Origin of the sequence: uncultured Selenomonas sp. (genome assembly GCA_905372355.1) — a bacterium.
GTDB lineage: Bacteria > Bacillota > Negativicutes > Selenomonadales > Selenomonadaceae > Selenomonas.
The window spans coordinates 77,344-95,194 of sequence record CAJPOT010000008.1 but is presented as its reverse complement, the minus strand read 5'-3'; the positions used below and the strand labels follow the sequence as shown (position 1 = coordinate 95,194).

The window sequence follows — 17,851 nt, the reverse complement described above, 5'->3', positions numbered from 1 at the left end:
GCTTTTTCTATATATAAAATTTATATGTTGATAAGTTTTTCTGGCGCGAAACGAATGACGGCTGCTGAAGAAGCCGATGCACTTTCGCGCCGCTGCCAAGTCGGGGAGTTTCCCGCACCCAGGAAGGGAGAAAGAACATGAGCAAGAAAACACGCATTGTTGTCGTCGGCGCAGGCTTCGGCGGAGTCAAGGTCGTACGCGAACTGGCAAAGGATAAGAGCCTTGACATCACGATCGTCGACCGCCGCAACTTCCATCTTTTTCAGCCGTTGCTCTATCAGCTCGCGACATCACTTCTTTCGACCGATGAGATCGCCTATCCGATCCGCTCCTTTTTCCGCCATAACAAAAACGTCGATCTCTTCATGGCGAAGCTTCGCGGTCTCGACAAGGAGCGCAAGGTCGTCATCACGAATCACGGCGAGATCCCCTACGACTATCTAGTTCTCGCGGCGGGCGCGACGACGAATTTCTTCGGCATGGAGAGCGTCGAGGAGCATTCCTTCCCGATGAAGACCTTGCAGGAGGCGCTGCACATCCGCAATCATGTCATCCATATGTTCGAGCGCGCCAACAAGATCGAGCATAACGAGGAGGAGCGACGCCGTATGCTGAGCTTCGTCGTCGTCGGCGGTGGCCCGACGGGCGTCGAACTCGCAGGCTCTCTGGCCGAGGTCATCAACCTCATCATGAAGGACGAGTATCACAATCTTTCGCCCGATGAGATCAGCGTCAAGCTCGTCGAAGCGACGGGCGGGCTTCTGCCCATGATGCCGCCCGATCTGCAGCAGGAAACGGTGCGCGTCTTGGAGAAGAAAGGTATCGACGTCATGCTCAATACGCAGGTCGCAGGCTGCGACAAGAACAGCCTGATCTTGAAGGATGGCCGGGTCATTCCGACGAATACGGTCATTTGGGCGGCGGGCGTCAAAGCAGTACCGATCATCAGTAAGCTCGGCTTCGCATGTGACCGCGCAGGACGCGTCATCGTCAACGAGAAACTGCAGGTCGAGGGCGAACGCGACATCTTCGCCATCGGCGACTGCGCCTCCTTCTGCCACGGCACGGAGCGTCCGTTGGCGACGGTCGCACCCGTCGCGACGCAGGGCGGCGTCGTTGCTGCGCGCAATATCAAGCGCCTGATCGCGGGCGACGAAAACCTGGAGACGTTCCATTACAAGGATCAGGGTGCGATGGCGACGATCGGCAGGACGGAGGCCGTCGTCAATATGAACGGCACGAAGATGAAGGGCTTCATCGCCTGGGTCGTCTGGATGTTCGTCCACCTCCTGCGTCTTGCGGGCGCACATACGAATACAACGGTACTCTTGAAATGGACGTGGAACCTCCTGTCAGGTACACGTCTTGGCCGCATCATCACGAATATGCAATACGACGAGTCGCGCGAGCTTCGGCCGATGCCGCTCGATCCAGAGGAGAAGGGTTGAACTTGCAGAAAAACTATCATTGCTATTGGAAAAAAAGTGCCGCCGCCTTGGCTTTGTGCCTTGCGGCGGCGGCACTTTCGCCGCAGGGAGCGGAGCGCGCGGAAGCTGCGGCGACCTTGGGCGAAGCGCACATGACGGCGTATGCCGCGACGAAGGACCGTACGATCGTGCTGGAGCGCGATGCGGCGCAGAAGGAGGCGGGCGCTCCCATGGAGGAGGATGCGAATGCAAAAAATGAACAGATGGACGAGAGGGCGGCGGCAGGCGCAAAGCCGCCGATGTCCGTGAATCCCGAGGGGAAGGAGACGGTGCGCAAGCTGCCGAAGAAGCTGCGCTTTTTGTGGCAGCCCGTCGCCGATGCCGTGCGCTACGAGTTCGTCATCGAAGAAGGCGCGGGCGACAAGGCGAAGGTCGTCTACCACGACACGCATGTGTTCAACAACGGCGTGGAAATCGCGCTCGCGGGACGCGGCTGGCTCGATGCGAACCACTATTGGCGCGTGCGTGCGCTCGATTACGACGGCAATGCACGCTCGGCTTTCACGCCGCCTGCCGCCGTCGAGCTGGCCGAAAAGGATCCGGCAGCGCCACATCCGACGAGCGAGTTCCAGAAGATGGACTATGTGCCGCTCTATCCGACGTACTCGTGGATTCCTGTGCAGGGGGCTGCTGAGTACGAGGTCTCCGTCTGGAAGCGAGGCAGGACGGAACCCGCGCTCCTGCACATGCTTTACGCGACCGACCTCACTTGTTACGATACCTATGGTTTCACGACGCCCGGCATTTACTACTGGAAGGTGCGTGCCCTTGACGCTGCACGCCAGCCCATCAGCGGCTGGTCGGAGAACGTGCCGTTCGAGGTCAAGTCGCCCGTCACCGTCGCCGCGCTCGGCGACAGCATCACGCACGGCGGCGGCGCCATCGTCTACGGCCCTGACCGCGCAATCTACGATTGGGAAACGTACGCGGCGTTCCCCATCAAGAACCTCGGCTACTCGGGCGATACCGTCGAGGCGATGGAAGCGCGTTTCGAGCGCGACGTACTGCCGTTCCGCCCGAAGATCCTCGTCATCATGGGCGGCGTGAACAACTATCGCGTGGGCGGCAGGGCGACGGATATCATCGCCGTGCTCGCACGCATCCGTGACAAGTGCACGGCGCATGGCATCACGCCCGTCTTCTCTACGGTCACTTCGCTCAATCCCGCGAAGATCGCGAAGCTGCAGTATGCGCAGAATCCGCCCGCCAACTGGAGCGACGAGCAGGCGGCGCTCAACCGCTGGATCTTGTCGCAGCCCTACTGCGTCGACATCACGACGGTTCTCTCCGATGAGCGAGGGCAGCTTGAGGATATTTACACGACCGACGGCCTGCATCCCGATAGCGCGGCGAAGCGCTTCATCGGCGAGACGATCAGCAACTACCTGCGCGCGAGGTTTCCACAGGTGGTCGAGCCGATTTTGCGCGAGCCGAGAGTGTGAAGAAGGGCTGTACAGAAGCCGATTTCGGCTTCTGTACAGCCCTTCTTCTATTTCTCGCTTCCAAGCGGCACTCTGCCCCAGACCGTGCCGCGTTCCTCAAAGATGGCTCTGCCCGCAGTGAGGTCTGTCAGAGCCGTCTGAACGGGAGCGAGCTGTCGCTCTTCCAACAGCAGCAGCAAGGTGACCTTTTCCTCGTAAATCGCGTCCTCCGTGCGAAGATTCTCCTGCCGCACGAAGTTTTCGACGAGCGCGAGAAGCGTGTAGTCGACCGTCACGGCGAGACGCGTAAGCTGCAGGCAGCGCACGAGGGAAGAGGCTTCGAGCGCGAGGTGTGCGGCGTGGCCGTAGGCGCGGATGAGGCCGCCCGCGCCGAGTTTGATGCCGCCGAAGTAGCGCGTGACGACGACGACGGTATCGACGAGGCCGCGCTTCTTGATCGCTTCTAAGATGGGATTGCCCGAGGTGCCGCCCGGCTCACCGTCGTCGTTTGACTTCTGCTTTTCGCCGCCCGCGCCGAGCACCCAGGCGCTCGGATTGTGGCGTGCGTCGTAATACTTCTTCTTGCAGGAAAGCAGGAAGGTGCGCGCTTCTTCTTCCGTTGCCGCGTGAGAGGCTTCGGCGATGAAGCGCGATCGCTGAATCTCATATTCGGTTGTGCCGCCCGTTTCGATCGTCGTGAAATTTTCCATGTGCGTTCTGATCTTCCTTATGATTTAATTCCGCAACGTTCTTTGCGGATGCTTATGCGTCTACTATATACTATATATAGTAACACATCTCCCCGTGAAAGACGAGAGGGATCAAAATTCCTGCGATTTCTCAGAAATATTCGCTTGGCATTTCCCTGCGTTTGGTGTAGTATTGTCCTTAAGCTGTATTCGTGCAGAGGGTTTCTCTAGGGGGTTTTAACTTCATCGTACGGAAGGTTGTGTTATCAAGGCCATGAATGGGACGCAGATGAACAGAGGGTTGAAGAACAGGCATGTGCAGATGATTTCGCTCGGCGGGGTCATTGGCAGCGGCTATTTTCTCGGCACGGGGTATGTGCTGGAAAAGGCAGGGCCGGCGGCGATCCTGGCGTATCTTTTGGGTGGGGTCATCGTGCTCTGCGTCATGCTCTCCTTGGCAGAGCTGGCGGTTGCCAAGCCTGTTTCGGGTTCTTTTGTCGCCTATGCGCGCGAGAACATCTCTTCGACGTGGGCGTGCGGCGTGGGCTGGGCGTACTGGCTCAACTGGATGGCGTACGTGCCGTCTGAGATGATCGCCGCGGGCATCATCATGAACAATTTTGTGCCCGAAGTCAGCCAGCTGTGGTGGGCCGTGTTCTTCGGCCTCGTCGTGACTGTGCTGAACCTCTTTCGCGTCGACAAGTTCGGCGAGAGCGAGTTCTGGCTGTCCCTTGTGAAGATCCTGGCCTTGGTTGCTTTCAGTGTCGTGGCGGCGCTCATCTGTCTTGGGCTTTTCGGTGGAGAGGGATTCATCGGCACGCGCATCCTCCTTTCGAGCGGCGGCTTCACGCCGAACGGCTGGTGGGCGATCGTCCTGACGATGGTCATCATCCTCGTGAATTTCCAAGGCACGGAGATCATCGGTCTCGCGGCGGGCGAGTGCAAAGAGCCGGAAAAGAGCATCCCCATCGCCGTGCGCAACGTGACGTGGCGCATCATCGCGCTCTACATCGTCCCGATCTCCCTGTTGATCTCCATCCTGCCGTGGGAAGAGGCGAGCATCTCCGAAAGCGTCTTTGCAGCGGCACTCGCCGCGCACGGCCTTGACTCCTTGGCGGCTGCGCTCGCCTTCGTCGTTCTGACGGCCGCCGTGTCCTGCTCGAACTCGGGTCTCTATTCGAGTGCGCGGGCGCTCTATTCGCTCGCACGCATGGACATGGCGCCGGCCTTTCTCGCCCAGATCAACAGCAAAGGCGTGCCGCGCAATTCCATTCTCATGTCGGTTTCGGCATGCTGGCTCGTCATCCTGCTCTACACGTTCAATCCCGATTCGGCGATCTATACGTATCTTCTTGCTGTATCGGGCTGTACGGGGGCGATCGCGTGGATCTCGATCTGCTGGAGCCAGTATCGCTTCCGCCGCCGCCTCATCGCCGAGGGATTGGAACATACCCTGCGCTACAGGACGCCGTTCTTTCCTTATGTAACGCTCTTCGGCATCTGGGCGCAGGTCTTCTGCCTCGTCGTGCTCGCTTTCACGCCCGACCTGCGGCAGGCCTTCTACATGGGCGTGCCGATGCTCGTCGTGCCGATGCTCTGGCATAGGCTGCGCAGTCTGTACCGCGCACGCGTCGCGGCGGCGAGAAATGGCTGAATGAAATAAAATGGGGGCTTCGCATACGTCCTTGACGTATGCGAAGCCCCCATTTTATTCGTCCTTTTCCGGCGGAATCGTGAGATTTTCGCGCAGTGCGCTGATTTCTTCGGCGAGAAAGAGGCCTGGCGGCGATTCGCGGATCATCGTGTCCTCCAGGATACGGCTCTGCTCGGCGGGATCGCGCGTGAGGAGCTGCGCGGGGTCTGCGGCGTTCTTCGTGCGGCTGATTGCCTGTTGCTGCGCTTCGGCGTAGGCGAGCGTCTTCTGCCGCACGGCGGCGCAGAGATCGTAGTTGATGCCGCTGAGTGCGAGCGGCGGGATGTGTGCGTCGACGGCGTCACGCGTGTGTTTGGCATCCTCGGCGAGCTGCGTGAGACGCACATAGGCCGTCTGGATGTCGATCGCGCCCTCCTTGAAGCTCTCGAGGATGTTGTGGTACTGCTGCCAGTTGTAGTCGAGCTGCGTGATGTTCTTCTTGTGCTCGTCGTACCAGGCGGTGAAGATTTCCTGCTGCTGATGAATCTCGCTGCGCTCCTCCTCCGTCATCTTGGGCGCGGGCGGTGGCGGGAAGCTCCAGAACGCCGCCGCTCCCGCTAAGAGGAGCGTGAGGGAGAAGAGAGCCCAAATCTTTCGGTTGGGAAGCCAGCGGTAGAGCAGCACGAGGGATAGGAAGATGAGAGCGAGCAGGATGTATTTGTAAGATGGCATAGGTTTCTTCCTTTCGCGGAGGGAGGAGCAGCAGACAAAACTTTCCTCCATTGTAACATAAGGAAGTCCTTGCGTGAAGCGATGAAAGCCGTTATACTGAAACAGTGTGGACGTGAGAAAGATTCGCGCGGAAAGGTGGAAGCGCATGCTGACGATCGTTATGCTTTTGACGGGGGATGTGCAGGAAGCGCGCATGGTGCGGGCGTACCTGCAGGAAAATTATCCGGGAGAGGAATATGAGCGCATCCTTGTCTATTGCGGTGAGAATGCGGAGGCCGTGACTTTTTTGGATCAAGACCCTTCTGCGGTGCTCTTCGACGGCAAGGGAGCAGGTATAGCGGCTTCATGCAATGCGGCTCTTCGTCATGCGAGCGGACGGGAAATTTTGTTTTCAGCAGCGCCCTATGTCCTTGTGCCGGCAGCGCTCCGCTCCATGAAACGGGCTGCAGACGGCAGTGGCGGAGTCTCGCTCGTCGTGCCGATGTTGCAGGATCCCGTGGGTGTGGACAAGGCGCAGGAGTTGTTCAAAGACGAGCGCCTCCCCTATCGAGATGCCGAGGGGATGGGGCTCTTTGCTGAAGAGTTGTCCGCGAATCCAGACGTTTCGTTTGTCTCGGCCGTTTTGAAGTTCTGCTTTCTCGTGCAGCGTCAGGTGTTGCTCGATATGGGCGGCTTTTCAGAGGAGTTTCATACGACGCCGTTCCTCATGCTTGACATCTGCCTGCGTTTTTGGCAGGCAGATCGGCCTTGCATTGTAGCGTGCGGGGCGTTTGCCCATGAAAATCCTTTTGAGTTGTTCTATGATGCACAAGATGATGCGAGATTTACGCAAAAGTATGGCTTGAGTTATCCGTACTCTTTCATACCGCGCACGGAACTCTTGGAACATATGGACCTCCAAAAAAATGGACTCAATGTGCTTGAAGTTGGTTGTGCCTGCGGGGCAACGCTCCTTGCTATTCGCAATGTGAATCCTAAGGCGGAAGTCTATGGCATTGAATTCGATAAAAAAGCGGCGGAGATGGCTCGCCATTTCTCCGTTGTCGAGGCGCTTGATGTGGAGACGCTCGATCGGCCCGAGTGGCATGAGAAGTTCGATTACATCATCTTGGGCGATGTCATCGAGCATTTGCGTGAGCCGCAGCGAGCGATGAAGAATCTCGCGCTTCTCCTGAAGCCGGGCGGCTGCGTCCTCGTCAGCACGCCGAACGTCATGCATTTCTCCGTGTTCCGCATGATGCTTGCGGGGCGCTGGAAGTATGAGGAAGCGGGCATTCTTGACCGCACGCACCTGCGTTTTTTCACACGCGCGGATCTCCTTGCGCTTTTGGAGGCGGCAGGCTTGGAACCGCAGGTGGTGTTTGAGTCAAGGGAGGAAACGGAGCACGATCAGGCATTTATCGCGCAGCTTGCCGCCCTTTTGGCACCGGGCGTCGATCCGGAGGAGCTGCATGCTTTTCAATGGAAGGTCGTAGCGAAGAAGAGATAGGGGAGAGTTTGTGGAGAAGAAGAGCGTCTGGCGTATATGCCGCGCGATCGTTCGCGGCTATTGGTTTTCCGAGGAGAAGTGGAAGGCGCGAGGGCTTCTCGCCGTCGTCATCGCGCTGAATTTCGTTGCGGTCGGCATGCTCGTCCTGATCAACGATTGGTACAACGAGTTCTATAATGCCCTGCAGGCTTACGAGTACGAGCTTTTCTGGCCGCTCGTCGGCAAGTTCGCGTTTCTCGCCTTCGTGCATATCGCCGTCGCCGTCTACGCCATCTATCTGCGGCAGATGCTGCAGATCAAATGGCGCACATGGCTCACGGATCGCTACCTCGCACGCTGGATGGAGAACCGCGCCTATTACAAGCTCGAAACGCTCGTCGAGGGCACGGACAATCCAGACCAGCGAATATCGGAGGACATCGGGCAGTTCGTCGAGCTGACGCTCACGCTCTCCGTAGGCTTTTTGAAGCAGCTGACGACGCTCGCGGCGTTTGCCGTCGTCTTGTGGAATCTGTCAGGCGTTTTGACCGTTCCTGTCGGCAGCTGGGAGTTTCACATCTACGGCTACATGCTGTGGTTCTCGCTCATCTACTCCGTCTTGGGCACGGTCGGCGCGCACCGCGTCGGCAGGAAGCTCATTGGGCTGAACTTCGAGAAGCAGCGCTTCGAAGCGGACTTCCGCTTCAGCATGATGCGCGTGCGCGAAAACAGCGAGAGCGTCGCCTTCTACGGCGGTGAGGCGCAGGAGGTGCGCGGCTTTTCCGAGCGCTTCGCGCGTGTCATCGGCAACTTCCGTGAACTCATGCGTCAGACGAAGATCCTGAACTTCTACATCAACGGCTACGCGCAGCTCGCGATCATCGTGCCTCTCGTCATGGCGGCGCCACGCTACTTTGGCGGCGAGATGGCCCTGGGAGGACTCATGCAGACGATCTCGGCCTTTGGTAAGGTGCAGGACGCGCTTTCCTACTTCGTCGAGGCATACGGCTCGATTGCCGAGTATGCGGCCGTCGTGCGTCGACTGAGCGGCTTCACGGCGCACATGGAAGAGGTCGATGCCAAGGAGAGTGCCGTCGCGCTTTCGAAGTCTTCCGGCGGCCTCGACGTGGAAGGACTTTGCGTCTCTCTGCCCGACGGCACGGAGCTTTTGCAAGGTTGCTCGTTTTCGCTTGCACCGGGTGAAGCGCTTCTCGTCACGGGCGCGTCGGGTGCGGGCAAGTCGACGCTTCTTCGCGCCCTTGCGGGGCTTTGGCCGTTCGCGCATGGCCGCGCGGCGTTCCCAGTGAATGAAAAGCGGCTCTTCCTTTCACAGCGCCCTTATCTGCCGCTTGGCACGCTGGCGCGCGCCGTTGCTTATCCTCTGACGGCGCAAGGGCCGCGCGAGGAGATGGAGCGTGCCCTGCGGCTCGTCGGCATGGAAGCCTTTCTCCCGCGGCTCGACGAGACTGCCGATTGGAGCCACATCCTTTCGCTTGGCGAGCAGCAGCGCATCGCCTTTGCACGCATCCTGCTCGTGCGCCCCGCGTGGGTGTTCCTCGACGAGGCGACGAGTGCGCTCGACGAGGCGCGCGAGCAGGAAATGTATGAAATGCTCGCGCACGAGCTGCCCGAGATGGGCATCGTGAGCGTCGGGCATCGCTCGACGCTTCGAGAGCAGCACGAAAGGGAACTTCATCTCGATGGGGCGGGCGGCTTTTCAACGCGCGTGCTCACGGAATCAGCATGAACGAAAAATGAACCAAGAGTGAACCAGAAACAGAAAGCGGGTATCTCCTATATGAATCGCAGAAATTTCCTCAAAAATGCCGTCCTTCTTGCCGCAGGCGCCTATGTCGCGCCGAGTCTCCTCGTGCCCGAGGAGGCGAAGGCAGCCATCTCGAACGGCGTGCATGTCGTGGAGACGAATCTGACGTTCTTGGAGCTCGACAAGCGAAGCTTCACGGACAGCATCATCCTGCACCATATCGGCGACACGGATCGCGAGGTGTCGGCAGCGACGATTCACCAGTGGCATCTGCAGAACGGTTGGTCGGGCATCGGCTATCACTTCGTCGTGCACAAGAACGGCATCATCGAGCGCGGGCGTCCGCTCGACGCCGTTGGCGCGCATTGCTGGCACCACAACGCGACGTCGATCGGCATCAACCTTGTCGGCGATTTTGAGCAGGCGGAGCCGACGACCGTGCAGCTTGATTCCGCCATGCGACTCATCGCGGAACTTTCGCATCGCTACAAGCTAAAGCCCGGCGCGGGTACGGTCTTTGGTCATCGTGATTTCAACTCGACGCTCTGCCCGGGCAAGAACCTCTATGCGAAGCTCTCGGGGCTTTGTGCGAGCGCTTCGCGCCTGTAGGAGGACGACATGAGCGAATCGTATCATTATCGGCGAATCCCGAAGCCGCCACCAGAGGTGAAGGCGCAGGAAAAGACGCGCGGACGAAACACGAAGCGCAACCTCACGCTCGTCATCCTCGGACTTGGCTACTCACTCTACACGCATGATGTGCCGCTTCTCATCGCTGCGGTCTCCATTCTGCTCTTCTTCTTGCAGCCGCTCGCGGAAAAGTACCTCGGGAGTTTCGGCAAGGCGACATCAGGCTTCTTGCGGGGCATCGGCATAGCGCTCTTCATCGGGGCGATCGCCATGCTTTTTCTTTGACGGGCGGCGTGCGGCCGCCCTTTTTATGTGCTGCGTTCCGTGGACAAGCGTTTGAAAAAACGAGAAAAAAACATTTTCCGTGGCTATTACAGCAGGAAATCTTCGTGTTTTGTGGAATAGATATAAAAACGTAAGAAAATACGAAAGAGCAAGACATTCGTTTCCTCCGCATGGGCGGAAAAGTGCGATGGTTAGCAAGGTGAAATATGGGCGCGGCAAGTTGCGCCCCGAGGAGGGATTTTTATGAGAAAAACAGAGTATCTGGCCATGATCTTGGCGGGTGGGCAGGGAAGTCGCCTGGGCGCCTTGACGAAGAAGATCGCAAAGCCCGCCGTACCGTTTGGCGGCAAGTACCGCATCATTGATTTTCCCTTGAGCAACTGCGCCAATTCCGGCATCGACAAGGTCGGCGTCCTCACGCAGTACCGTCCGCTGGAGCTTCACAACTATCTCGGCACGGGAAGCGCGTGGGATCTCGACAAGAAGGACGGCGGCGTCTTCATTCTGCCGCCCTATGCGCGCGAGAAGGGCGCCGACTGGTATCAGGGAACGGCGGACGCCATCTATCAGAACATCAACTTCATCGACATCGTCGATCCCGACTATGTGCTAATCCTTTCGGGCGACCATATCTACACGATGGATTACTCGTGGATGCTTGAGGCGCACAAGGGGCACAAGGCGGAAGCGACGATCGGCGTCATCGAGGTGCCGTGGGAAGAGGCACCTCGCTTCGGCATCATGAACGCCGACAAGGATGGGCGCATCATCGAGTTTGAGGAGAAGCCGTCCGAACCGAAGTCGAACCTCGCCTCGATGGGCATTTACATCTTCAATCGCAAGTTCCTGCAGCAGTACCTGGAAGAGGATGCGAAGGACACCATGTCGAGCCACGACTTCGGCAAGAACATCATCCCGAAGATGCTTGCCGACAAAGCGCGTCTCTTCACCTACGCCTTCGACGGCTATTGGAAGGATGTCGGCACGATCGAGAGCTTGTGGCAGGCGAACATGGATCTTTTGCAGGACGAGCCGCCCTTTGCCCTCGACGGCAATTGGCGCATCTATTCGTCCAATCCGTCGCTGCCGCCGCACTACATTGGGCGCGAGGCGCATGTGAGCCGCTCGATGGTGAGCGAAGGCTCGATGGTCTTCGGCGAGGTGAAGAACTCCGTGATCTTCCAGGGCGTTCGCATCGGCAAGGGCGCACGCGTCACGAATTCGGTCATCATGCCGTTCGCGAAGATCGAGGACGGTGCCGTCGTCGATCATGCAATCCTCGCACAGGGGGCGACGATTGCAGCCGGCGCTAAGGTCGAGGGCGAGGAAGGCGCGATCGCCGTCATTCCCGAGAATGAGGTCATAACAGCAGAGGCCGGAAGCAAGCAAGCGGGCTGAGACACTTGCAGCAAGATTTCGAGGAACGGAGTGAAGCATTGTGAACACGGTCATGGGACTCATCAACCTGCAGGAAGACAGCGGGCGCATCAAGGAGCTGACCGAGAGACGGCCCATCGGCTCCATGCCGTTTGCAGGGCGCTACCGCGTCATTGACTTCGCACTTTCGAGCATGGTCAACTCCGGTATCAGCCATGTCGGCATCGTGCTGCCTGAGCAGTCTCGTTCCGTCATGGATCACCTGCGCTCGGGCAAGGACTGGGATCTCGCGAGGCGTCACGAGGGTATGTTCTATCTGCCGCCCGCAAAGGGCGACAAGGACACGCGTCCCGGCGACCTCAAGACCTTCTATCAGAACATCGACTTCGTCGAGCACAGCGTACAGAAGTATGTGCTTCTCGCAAACGCGAGCTACATCTACAATATGAATTTCGCGCCTGTGTTGCGTTTCCATCAGAATACGAATGCGGATATCACAATGGTCTACAACATTGCCAAAGAAGAGGTGTCGGATGAAAGTGTCGTCATCGAGACGGCGGAGAACGGCCTCATCGAGGACATCGCCATGAAGCCCGTCGTCTATCAAGGCTCGAAGGTGTCGAACGGAGCGCTGCTCATGGAGAAGCGCATCTTCGTCGACATGGTGCGCTCGACATACGAGCACGGCGGCACGGATCTCGTGCTCGACGGCATCATCCGCCGCGCTGACCACTACACGATGTACGGCTGTATGCACGAGGGCTATACGGCGTGTGTCGCCTCGACCGCCTCGTACTACCGTGCAAACATGGAGGCGCTCGAACCTGCGAATTGGGACGAGCTCTTTATGCAGAACGGCTTCATCTTCACGAAGTCGAAGGACGGTGTACCCGTGCAGTACAAAGAATCCGCGCACGTCCAGAACTCGCTCGTTGCCAACGGCTGCGTCGTCTACGGTGAGGTCGAGAACAGCATCCTGTTCCGCGGCGTGACGGTGGGAGAGGGCGTCAAGATCCGGAATTCCATCATCATGGAGAAGTGCGACCTTGAGGATGACGCGCTTGTCGAAAATGTGATCTGCGACAAGAACGTCGTGATCACGAAGGGACGCTGGCTCAAGGGGGCGCCAAACTACCCGCTGATCGTCAGCAAGAATGCCGTAGTCTAATAGAAGGGTGCGCCAGCGGCGCGCCCGCAAGGAAGCCGCTCCTGGGCGCTTGCCTCGTGGAAAAGGTGGGGCGCACGGGGCGGCTTTTCGTCAATGAAATCATGAAGCAAGAAGAGCAAGAAAGCAGTCTGCATTTCGTCCGCGTCTCTGTGCGTCGAAGCGCTCGGGGGAGTTTCACTGCGCGGTGATCCGTTTTGTGAAAGGCGTGTAGATCCAAGTGGCTGCCAATGTAAGTTAGGAGGACTGATCTCATGGCAAACAAGAGGAATGAGCTGGGGCTGGCAAAGGAAGGTTTGAAACAAAGGTTTCTGGCTACGGCGCATATCCTGTGGGGCAGCGATTTCGCCGACCTCACGTCGCATGAGGTTTATGCGACCATTGCTGCCGTCGTGAAACAGTACATCAGCGAGAACTGGGTCAAGACGAACAAGGCGTACACGAAGCGTCGCGACAAGCAGGTTTACTACTTTTCAATCGAATTCCTGCTCGGGCGGCTCATGCGTTCGAATCTCGTCAACTTGGGTGAAATGGAGCTTTTCTCCGACGCCTTGGAAGAGCTTGGCGTCGATTTGGATCAGGTTTTCCCAGAGGAGCCGGACGCGGGTCTTGGCAACGGTGGTCTCGGACGTCTCGCAGCCTGCTTCATCGATTCGATGGCCTCTTTGGGGCTTCCCGGGCACGGCTGCAGCATACGCTATCAGTACGGACTCTTCGAGCAGAAGATCATCAAGGGAAACCAGGTCGAGATTCCCGACAACTGGCTCGGCAATGGCTTTGAGTGGGAGTATCGCAAGGCGGACAAGGCGGTCAACGTCAAGTTCAATGGCAATGCCTACATGAAGGAGGAGGAGGACGGCAGCCTCTCTCTTGTACACGAAGACTACCTGACGGTCATGGCTATTCCTTACGACGTGCCGATCGTCGGCTTCCGCAACAATACGGTCAATACGCTGCGCCTGTGGAACGCCGAAGTCAACCGCGATTTTTCCGACTATGGAACAATGACGCACGAGCAGATCCAGGCGAAGAAGGAATACCGCAACTTCGTCGAGAGCATCACGGAGTACCTGTACCCCGACGACAGCTCCTACGAAGGGCGCCGCCTGCGCCTCATCCAGGAGTACTTCTTCGTGTCGGCGGGCGTGCAGAGCATCGTGCGCCACTACCTGCTCGCGGGCATGGATATCAAGGATTTCGCGAAGAAGATCGCCATTCACATCAACGATACGCATCCGGCGGTCGCCGTCGCTGAGCTCATGCGCATCCTTGTCGATGAAGAGAGGATGGACTGGGACGAGGCGTGGGAGATCACGTGCGAGACGATGGCGTACACAAACCATACGATCATGCCGGAAGCCTTGGAGAAGTGGCCGATCGACATGTTCCGCCCGCTTCTGCCGCGCATCTACATGATCGTCGAGGAGATCAACCGCCGCCACATCGAGGAGGTGCGCAGGCGCTTCCCGAACGACGAGCAGATGGTGCGCGAGCTTTCCATCATCGAGGACGGGCAGGTGCACATGGCGCGGCTCGCCATTGTCGGCAGCCACAGCGTCAACGGCGTCGCAGCGATCCATACGGACATCCTGAAGAAAGACACGTTGAAGTTCTTCAACCGTTACTATCCGACGAAGTTCAACAACAAGACGAACGGCATCACGCATCGCCGCTGGCTCATCGGCGCTAACCCTGAGCTGACCACGCTCATCGACGAGACGATCGGTGACGCATGGCAGAAGGCGCCCGATCAGCTCTCTCACCTCAACGATCATGTGACGGACAAAGCGTTTTTGGCGGAACTTTCGAAGATCAAGCGCCTCAGGAAGGTCGATCTTTCCGACTATATCCACATGCATGGTGGTATCCTCGTCGATCCTGACATGATCTTCGATGTCCAGGTCAAGCGCATCCATTCATACAAGCGCCAGATCATGAACATCCTGCATATCATGTACCTCTATCATGAGCTGAAGACGAACAAGCGCTTCCGCATCCCGCCGACGGCGCGCTTCTTCGGCGGCAAGGCGGCGCCCGGCTACTACATCGCGAAGGAGACGATCCGCCTGATCAATGCCGTCGCCGACAAGATCAATAACGACAAGGCGGTCAGCGATATGCTCAAGGTCGTCTTCATCGAGAATTTCGGCGTTTCCATCGGTGAGATCGTCTATCCGGCGGCCGACATCTCCGAGCAGATCTCGACGGCTTCGAAGGAAGCCTCGGGCACGGGCAACATGAAGTTCATGATGAATGGCGCTCTGACGCTCGGCACGCTCGACGGCGCGAACGTTGAGATCAGTCAGGCGGTCGGCCGCGAGCACTGCGAGATCTTCGGCCTCCGTGCAGAGGAGGTTCTGAACTACTACGCGACAGGCAGTTACAAGGCGTGGGACGAGTACAACACGAACCCCGCCGTGCGCCTCGTCGTCTCGCAGCTCGTCGACGGCACCTACGGTGATTTCCACTCGCTGCGCGATTACTTGATTCAAGGCAACGACGAGTTCTTCGTGTTGAAGGATTTCGGCGCGTACGACAGGGCGCACAAAAACATGAACCGCAAGTACGAGAATCAGGCTGCGTGGCTCAAGTCATCGGCGATCAACATTGCCAATTCGGGCGTATTTTCTTCGGATCGCACGATCAAGGAGTACGCGGACGACATCTGGCATGTGAAGCCAGCGATCATCGTCTGACGGAAGGCCGGTTTGCTGCCCCTTGCGCGAAGCCGCAGGGGCGGCGGTCGAATATCGCATCTGGTCAGTAAGCTGCAAAGCAAGCCGCAGGCCCGGACAGCGGGAGTGTCTTCCCGCATCGAAGCGAGGGCTGACGGAAGTGCGGAAGAATGCAGCGTCGCATCTTGACGCATGCGCGTTTTCTCCGCGTTTCCTAGAGTTTTTCTAAGCTGGGAGGAATTTTTGTGAACGTATCTGCTTTGAGTGAGTTCGATTTATTCTTATACCACCAAGGGACCAACTACCACGCTTACGAGATGCTCGGCGCCCACTTCGTGGAGAAGGACGGCAGGAAGGGCGTGCGCTTTTCCGTCTGGGCGCCTCATGCGAAGTCCGTGAGCGTCGTCGGCGACTTCAACAATTGGGACACGCGCACGCACACGATGGAAAAGATCGGCGACGGCGAGATCTGGGTGACGTTCATCGAGGGGCTCGAAGAAGGCGAGGTCTACAAGTATGCGATCGAGCCGCAGTGGGGCGGCCCGCACATCATGAAGGCCGATCCTTATGGCTTCTACGCGGAGAAGAAGCCCAATACGGCGTCGCGCCTCTACGACTTGAGCAAATATCAGTGGAACGATGCCGCCTGGCAGGAGCGCAAGAAGACGCATCCGTCGTACTCCAACCCCATGCTGACGTACGAGGTTCATCTAGGCTCGTGGCGGCGCACGCTTGAAGGCGGCTATCTGTCGTATCGCGAGCTTGCCGATCAGCTCGTCGGCTACGCGAAGAAGATGAACTATACGCACATCGAAATCATGCCGCTCTGCGAGCATCCGTTTGACGGATCGTGGGGTTATCAGGCGACGGGGTACTACGCGGTCACGAGCCGCTACGGTGAGCCGGATGACTTCCGTTACTTCGTCGACACGGCGCACGCGAACGGCATCGCCGTCATCATGGACTGGGTGCCCGGACACTTCTGCAAGGACGAGCAGGGACTTCGCCACTTCGACGGCATGACGCTCTACGAATCGGACAACGAACAGCGCGCCGAGAACTGGGAGTGGGGCACGACGAACTTCGACTACGGTCGGACGGAAGTGCAGAGCTTCCTCATCTCGAATGCTATGTTCTGGTTCGAAGAGTACCACATCGATGGCCTGCGCATCGACGCCGTCGCCAACATGCTCTATCTGAACTACGGCAGGAAGGACGGCGAGTGGCAGCCGAACAAGTACGGAGACACGGGCAACTTGGAAGCCATGGACTTCATCAAGAAGCTCAACGAGGCGATCTTCAAGTTCCATCCCGACGCTTTGATGATCGCTGAGGAGTCGACGGCTTGGCCTCTGATCTCGAAGCCCGTCTACATGGGCGGCATGGGATTCAACTACAAGTGGAACATGGGCTGGATGAACGACATGCTCTCGTACATGAGCCTCGACCCCATCTACCGCAAGTGGAATCAGGACAAGGTCACGTTCTCCTTCATGTATGCCTTCAGCGAGAACTTCGTGCTGCCTCTGTCGCACGACGAGGTCGTGCACGGCAAATGCTCGCTCGTGAGCAAGATGCCCGGTGACTACTGGCAGAAGTTCGCGGGACTGCGCGGCTTCTTCGGCTATTGGATGGCGCATCCGGGCAAGAAGCTCCTCTTCATGGGCGGCGAGTTCGCGCAGTTCATCGAGTGGAATTACGACGACAGCCTCGATTGGCACCTCGTCGAGGAGTACCCGATGCACACGAAGATGCTCGAATACTCGCGCGCCTTGAACAAGTTCTACAAGGAAAACCGCCCGTTCTGGGAAGTCGACTTCGACTGGAACGGCTTCGAGTGGATCGACTGCAACGACAGCGAGAACTCTATCATCACGTTCGTCCGAAAGGCCGACAATGACGCGGATTTCCTCGTCGTCCTCTGCAACTTCACGCCCGAGGTGCGACATGACTACCGCATCGGCGTGCCGAAGAAGGGCGAATACCGCGAGGTCTTCAACAGTGACGCCGAGGAGTTCGGCGGCTCGGGCGTGAAAAACGAGGGCGATCTTCATACGGAGGACGTCCCCTGGCACGACCGCGAGCAGTCGCTCGTCATCACGGTGCCGCCGATGGCCACGATCTATCTGAGGCACAAGGATACGCTCCCTTTTGTCAAACGCTCCACGCCTGAAGAGGAGACGGAAGTCCTCGTCGTCAAGGGCGCGGAGAAGAAGAAGGAAAAAGAGCCGAAGAAGCCGGCGGCGGAGGTGAGCGATTCGGCGCAGAAAGAAGCGCCGCAGGCAGAGCAGTCGCCCCGCGAAGCGGCAGAGGGGGAGAAGGCGCACGAAGAGAAGGCGGCGTCTTCCAAAACCGAGACGGTGAAGAAGCCGTCTGCTGCCTCGCAGAAGAAGCCGAAGGGCGGCGAGGCAAAAAAGACTGCCGCCAAGGCTCGTCCGCGCAAGACGGAGACGGCGAAAGGCGCGAAGAAGTCGGCGAAACCGCCGAAGAAGAGCAGCAAGAAGAAAGCGGCTGCCCAATGATC

The 17,851-nt window shown here is 58.4% G+C and carries 13 protein-coding genes; 11 read left to right on the top strand and 2 right to left on the bottom strand.

Features of this window, described 5'->3' with window-relative positions:
• Positions 1–137: 137 nt before the first annotated feature.
• The gene (locus tag QZ177_RS06930) at positions 138–1,448 is read left to right on the top strand and encodes an NAD(P)/FAD-dependent oxidoreductase (protein ID WP_294176284.1); all 1,311 of its coding nucleotides are present in this window, start codon (positions 138–140) and stop codon (positions 1,446–1,448) included.
• 2 nt (positions 1,449–1,450) lie between these two features.
• On the top strand, positions 1,451–2,929 hold the full coding sequence (locus tag QZ177_RS06925) for a GDSL-type esterase/lipase family protein (RefSeq protein WP_294176282.1): 1,479 nt from the start codon (positions 1,451–1,453) through the stop codon (positions 2,927–2,929).
• A gap of 47 nt (positions 2,930–2,976) precedes the next feature.
• Here QZ177_RS06925 and QZ177_RS06920 read toward each other — a convergent pair whose 3' ends face one another.
• Entirely contained in the window at positions 2,977–3,618 is a 642-nt protein-coding gene (locus QZ177_RS06920; protein WP_294176281.1) for a YigZ family protein, read from the bottom strand.
• Positions 3,619–3,886: 268 nt separating this feature from the next.
• Here QZ177_RS06920 and QZ177_RS06915 point away from each other — a divergent pair, with 268 nt between their 5' ends.
• Entirely contained in the window at positions 3,887–5,251 is a 1,365-nt protein-coding gene (locus QZ177_RS06915; protein ID WP_294176280.1) for an amino acid permease, read from the top strand.
• A 54-nt stretch (positions 5,252–5,305) separates the two neighbouring features.
• Here the strand turns inward: QZ177_RS06915 and QZ177_RS06910 are convergent, their stop codons facing one another.
• Positions 5,306–5,962 (bottom strand): hypothetical protein, encoded by a 657-nt coding sequence (locus QZ177_RS06910; RefSeq protein WP_294176278.1) that lies wholly within the window; start codon positions 5,960–5,962, stop codon positions 5,306–5,308.
• Between the two features lie 145 nt (positions 5,963–6,107).
• Here QZ177_RS06910 and QZ177_RS06905 point away from each other — a divergent pair, with 145 nt between their 5' ends.
• The 8 genes from QZ177_RS06905 to glgB all read left to right on the top strand — a co-directional run bounded on the left by QZ177_RS06905 (position 6,108) and on the right by glgB (position 17,849).
• Complete coding sequence (locus tag QZ177_RS06905) at positions 6,108–7,451, top strand: methyltransferase domain-containing protein (protein WP_294176276.1); 1,344 nt, start codon at positions 6,108–6,110, stop codon at positions 7,449–7,451.
• Positions 7,452–7,461: 10 nt separating this feature from the next.
• The gene (locus QZ177_RS06900) at positions 7,462–9,177 is read left to right on the top strand and encodes an ABC transporter ATP-binding protein/permease (RefSeq protein WP_294176274.1); all 1,716 of its coding nucleotides are present in this window, start codon (positions 7,462–7,464) and stop codon (positions 9,175–9,177) included.
• 51 nt (positions 9,178–9,228) lie between these two features.
• Positions 9,229–9,804, top strand: a complete 576-nt coding sequence (locus QZ177_RS06895) for an N-acetylmuramoyl-L-alanine amidase (protein WP_294176272.1) — start codon at positions 9,229–9,231, stop codon at positions 9,802–9,804.
• Between the two features lie 9 nt (positions 9,805–9,813).
• Positions 9,814–10,110 (top strand): hypothetical protein, encoded by a 297-nt coding sequence (locus QZ177_RS06890; protein WP_009645904.1) that lies wholly within the window; start codon positions 9,814–9,816, stop codon positions 10,108–10,110.
• Between the two features lie 243 nt (positions 10,111–10,353).
• Positions 10,354–11,508, top strand: a complete 1,155-nt coding sequence (locus QZ177_RS06885) for a glucose-1-phosphate adenylyltransferase (RefSeq protein WP_009645888.1) — start codon at positions 10,354–10,356, stop codon at positions 11,506–11,508.
• A 40-nt stretch (positions 11,509–11,548) separates the two neighbouring features.
• Positions 11,549–12,655 carry a glucose-1-phosphate adenylyltransferase subunit GlgD gene (gene glgD / locus QZ177_RS06880; protein WP_294176266.1) on the top strand — a complete coding sequence of 369 codons (1,107 nt, stop codon included), beginning with the start codon at positions 11,549–11,551 and terminating at the stop codon, positions 12,653–12,655.
• A gap of 251 nt (positions 12,656–12,906) precedes the next feature.
• Positions 12,907–15,348, top strand: coding sequence for a glycogen/starch/alpha-glucan phosphorylase (locus QZ177_RS06875; RefSeq protein WP_294176264.1), 2,442 nt, complete (start codon positions 12,907–12,909; stop codon positions 15,346–15,348).
• A 224-nt stretch (positions 15,349–15,572) separates the two neighbouring features.
• Entirely contained in the window at positions 15,573–17,849 is a 2,277-nt protein-coding gene (gene glgB, locus QZ177_RS06870; protein WP_294176263.1) for a 1,4-alpha-glucan branching protein GlgB, read from the top strand.
• The last annotated feature ends 2 nt before the right edge of the window (positions 17,850–17,851 follow it).